This window comes from Pseudoalteromonas sp. Z1A6, from assembly GCF_011378745.1.
GTDB lineage: Bacteria > Pseudomonadota > Gammaproteobacteria > Enterobacterales > Alteromonadaceae > Pseudoalteromonas > Pseudoalteromonas arctica.
In genome coordinates, this window is sequence record NZ_WTKW01000306.1 from 1 (window position 1) to 4,942 (window position 4,942).

The 4,942-nt window shown below is 41.5% G+C and carries 3 protein-coding genes; 2 read left to right on the forward strand and 1 reads right to left on the reverse strand.

Going from position 1 to position 4,942, the window contains the following annotated elements; all coding sequences use genetic code 11:
- Positions 1 to 129: 129 nt before the first annotated feature.
- Positions 130 to 393 carry a YkgJ family cysteine cluster protein gene (locus tag GQR46_RS15945; RefSeq protein ID WP_165741452.1) on the reverse strand — a complete coding sequence of 88 codons (264 nt, stop codon included), beginning with the start codon at positions 391 to 393 and terminating at the stop codon, positions 130 to 132.
- A 169-nt stretch (positions 394 to 562) separates the two neighbouring features.
- Between GQR46_RS15945 and GQR46_RS15950 the strand changes: the two genes are divergently transcribed.
- The gene (locus GQR46_RS15950) at positions 563 to 1,741 is read left to right on the forward strand and encodes an efflux RND transporter periplasmic adaptor subunit (protein ID WP_165741453.1); all 1,179 of its coding nucleotides are present in this window, start codon (positions 563 to 565) and stop codon (positions 1,739 to 1,741) included.
- A gap of 2 nt (positions 1,742 to 1,743) precedes the next feature.
- Positions 1,744 to 4,893 carry an efflux RND transporter permease subunit gene (locus tag GQR46_RS15955; protein ID WP_165741455.1) on the forward strand — a complete coding sequence of 1,050 codons (3,150 nt, stop codon included), beginning with the start codon at positions 1,744 to 1,746 and terminating at the stop codon, positions 4,891 to 4,893.
- Positions 4,894 to 4,942 lie beyond the last annotated feature (49 nt).

The following is a 4,942-nucleotide window of genomic DNA, read 5'->3' on the forward strand; positions in this document are numbered from 1 at the left end:
CCTATATTAGCAACAAAATTAAATATGTCTAATATTTCGCCATTAAATAAATTAACGACTGCTTTTAATAACCTTATGAAGATTTTTATTAATAATATATTGTAAATAGATGTGTATTAAAAACGAGGATTAAGTTAGCTCTTCAAGCTCTGTAATAAGCGCTAGAGCTTGTGCATTTGTTGACCCGCACACATCAAGCGTGGCGCTAAAATCACTACATACTTTAGGTCGGCTTGAATCACCAAATAACTTACATAAATTACGTTCATCTAGCTGAATACAGCGCTCTCCGGCCTTTTTACCGTTTGGCATTCCTGGTATTGGGGAGCTAATACTTGGCGCAATACAGCATGCACCGCAGCCTAATCTGCAAGTCATTGATTCTGTTTTCATAATATCCTCTGTATAAAAAACACTTACTTTTATTCCTTTTTAAGAACGTAATTAGCCACACGCTAAGTTGCAATACACATATGTAATGCTTTGTTACATCTTAAAACGCCTTGTAAACACTTTATTGCGTATTATTGCTCTGTCACCACCAATTATGAAGGAATGCCTTGTGGCTACTACAAAACAAATAATACTCCCAATTGCAGTTTTAGCAGGCGGTATTGCTTTAGCTTTCGCCTTTATGGCCATGAAAAAGCCACCAGAAGAAAAGCCTGAGCAAGACATTCGACCTTTAGTTGCGACCCAAAGCATACTCTTAGATTCTATAACGCTCGATGTTAAATCGTACGGCATAGTAAAACCAAAAGATCGTACCGAATTAATAGCACAAGTAAGTGGGCAAGTTATTTCGGTATCAGATCAATTTGTTGAAGGCGCGTTTGTAAAGCAAGGCGATATTTTAGCACGAATTGATGCAAATGATTACGAGGCTGACTTTATCGAAGCGCAAGCAGGTTTAGCTCAAGCAAGCTCAGCACTTGAAATAGAACGCGCACAAGCGCATGTAGCGAAAGCAGAATGGGAACGTATTAAATCCGACTCTAGCGATGCTATTGCATCAGAGCTTTATTTACGTAAACCACAACTGGCCGAAAAGCTCGCGCGTTACCGCTCTGCTCAAGCAAGTGTTAAACGTGCAAGCCGCAACCTTGAACGTACTTATATTAAAGCCCCGTACGATGCCATTATTAACGAGCGCACAATTAGCTTAGGTTCAGTAGTAAACCCAGGTAATAGTTTTGGTGCATTGAGTGCAACCTCAGTTGCAGAGGTACGTTTACCCGTTGCCGACCAAGAACTGCAATATTTAAAAAATGGCGGCGTAGGCTCAAATGTTACATTTAACGCAGAATACGCGGGTAAGCAAACAATGTGGCAAGCCAAAGTAATTCGCACCGAAGGTGTGGTTGATCAAACAAGCCGCATGAGCTATTTGGTAGCACAACTGGCAACACCTTACGGCGATAAAACGCGCCCTCTTCGTTTTGGTTCGTACATTAATGCTACCATTGAAGGTCGCCCGCTTGATAACGCAATTATTGTTGCGCACCACTTAGTTAAAGATAATAAAATTGTAATTTTAAATGACGATTTAACATTATCGTTTAAAACTCTCAATATTATACGCGAACAAAACGGCATGATTATAGCCAGCCAAGGGCTAAAAAATGGCGAGCAAATTGTTACCTCAGCGCTTGAGTATCCAACTGAAGGTATGGCAGTAAAAGTTGAAGATATTGCGCCTGATAAAACTGATGTAACTCAACTTGCGCTGAAAGAGGAATAATCATGAACACTCGTGAAACAGGGTTAATAGCATGGTTTGCCCGAAATCCCGTTGCTGCCAACCTACTAATGATATTTATATTAGTGGGCGGTCTTTTAATGGCGATGACCATTCGCAAACAAATGTTCCCACAATTTGAAAGCAACTGGATAAGCGTACAAGCAGTTTATCCTGGGGCTGCCCCGCAAGAGGTTGAAGAAGGAATTACGATTAAAGTTGAAGAAAACCTTGAAGGTCTTGAAGGCATTAAACGCCTAATTACCTACTCTAATCGTGGTTTTTCTCAAGCGTGGATTGAAATAGAAGAGCAATACAATCCACAAGAAGTACTTGATGAAATTAAAGTACAAGTTGATTCAATAAATACCTTTCCTGCAGGAATGGAACGCCCTGTTGTTCGCCGTGATAAGTTTGAGCAAGAGGTAATGATACTCGCGCTTTATGGCGACATGAGTAACTACCAGTTAAAAGAGCTTGGCAACGATATAAAAGATGAGTTACAAGCGCTGCCTCACGTTAACCTGGTTAATTTTAACGGCGGTTTAGAGTACGAAATTGGTATAGAAGTCAGCCCAGATAAACTGCGCGAATATGGCTTAACATTTAGAGATATTGCAGGCGCTGTGCAAAGCTTTTCGGCAAATATGTCGGCGGGGCAAATACGCTCTGAAAACGGTTATATTTCGATGCGTGTAGAAAAACAAGCCTACCGTGGCTTTGAGTTTGAAAGGCTCCCACTTATTACCCTTGCTGATGGCGCACAAATTTACTTAGGCGATGTTGCAACTATTAATGATGGCTTTGAAGAAGGCTTACAGTATTCAAAATACAATGGTAAAAATTCACTCTCGTTTGAAGTTAACGCATCAAAAGATCAAGACATTACCGATGTAGCAAAAGTCCTTAAAAGCTACATGGCCACTAAAGAGCCACTTTTACCTGCAGGCGTTAAGCTCTCCCCTATTGTTGATTTAACCTACTACCTTGAAGGTCGACTCGATATGATGGTCGATAACATGATTTGGGGTGGCTTGTTAGTAATGATAGTGCTGGCACTATTTTTACCGCTACGCTTAGCATTTTGGGTAATGATGGGCTTACCGGTTTCGTTTTTAGGCGCCTTTTTGTTTATGCCTATTGGCTTTTTAGACGTAACTATTAACCTAGCCTCTCTTTTTGCCTTTATACTTGTACTCGGGATTGTTGTTGATGACGCCATAGTTGTGGGCGAGTCAGCCAGCGCCGAAATTGAAAAGTACGGCCACACTCTTGATAATGTTGTACGTGGTGTTAAACGTGTTGCGATGCCAGCAACCTTTGGTGTACTAACGACCATTGCGGCATTTTTACCACAAACAATGGCAACAGGCCCTGGCGCTGCTTTTTCTAAGGCAATTGGTGGCGTTATTATTTTATGTTTGATTTTTTCACTCATAGAATCAAAGCTTATTTTACCTGCGCACATTGCAGCAATGAACCCACGTAAACCAAATCCTAAAAATCTATTACACCGCTTACGTATGGTGATTGATAGTGGCTTAAAAGGCTTTGTGAACAACTACTACCTTCCTTTTGTTGGCCGCTGTATTCACTATCGCTATACCGTAATTGTTGGCTTTATGTGTTTGCTTATTGTAAGCGCAGGTATGTTTGCAGGTGGTTTAGTTAAATTTGTACCAAACCCTAAAATACCGCACGACTTTCCGCGTATTGATATAGAAATGAACCTTGCTTCGTCTGAGCAAGCAACGCTTGAAACCGCACGTAAAATAGAAGGCGTTTTGTTAAAGGTCGATCAACAATTACAAGAGCAATACGGTAAACCGATGATCCGCGATTTATCGGTAAGTCTGCGCGGCAGAACGCAAGCAAACATTATGGCCATTTTAGTAGAGCCTGATTTGCGTCCTATCGACACCTTTGCCCTAAGTGCATTATGGCGCGAACAAATGCCCGCTTTACCTGGCGTTAAGACCATGACCATTCAAGACAGTATAATGAATGGCGGTCGAGATGATGGCGACGTTAGCTTTAAACTTGAAGGCAAAAATGCTGACGAACTAAAAGAAGTGGCAGGTAAATTAAAAGCCAAATTACAAACAATCGAAGGTGTTGGCGACGTAAACGACTCAATGCAAAGCGCCACTGACGAAGTACAACTTGATTTAAAACCACTCGCTTACAGCATGGGTTTAACGCTTGCTGATGTCGCATCGCAAGTAAGCTTTAGTTACTACGGCTTAGAAGCGCAGCGAATATTGCGTGAAGGCGAAGAAATTAAAGTCATGATCCGCTACCCAGAAGACGAACGTAACTCAATAAGTGACATTGCAAGTGTGCGTATTATTACACCTACTGGCGCTGAAGTTCCGCTAAGTGAAGTAGCCGAAGTTAAACTAGTTGACGGTGTAAACCGTATTCGCCGCGAAAACTCTAAACGTACTGTAAACGTATGGGCTGCGGTAAATACCGACCAAGCCGAACCCTTTGCTATTGCAGAAGAAATTCGTGATGAATACTTACCTACACTACTTAAAAGCTACCCTGGGGTTACGAGTGATGTAGCTGGGCGCATTCAAGAAGAGATGGACAGCGCCTCAGAGCAGCTTCGTGATTTTGGTATATCAATGATGATTATATTTGCGTTATTAGCGATTCCACTTCGCTCTTACTCGCAGCCACTTATTATAATGTCGGTTATTCCGTTTGGTGTAGTGGGCGCTATGTTTGGCCATATGATTTTAGGTATGACCATGAGTAGCTTATCGATGTTTGGCATTATTGCTGTAGCGGGTGTGGTCGTAAATGATTCCCTCGTTATGGTTGATTTTGTAAACAAAGCCCGCGCTGAAGGTGTTTCGATTAAGGATGCTGTAATGCAAGCCGGTGCTCGTCGCTTTAGAGCAATATTACTCACCTCAATCACTACCTTTATTGGTGTAATGCCAATTATTTTTGAAACGAGTTTACAAGCTAAAATTGTTATCCCGATGGCTGTATCACTTGCTTTTGGTGTGTTATTTGCCACAGTAATTACACTGATACTTATACCGTGCCAGTATGTTGCACTAGAAGATGCTAAACGATTAGTACGTAAAATGCGTGGCAAGCCACCACTAGTAGATGCCCAACCAGCGCCTACTAATAGCTAAATTAAGTAACATCCCAACCAAAAAAGCTCGGCATACTATATGCCGAGCT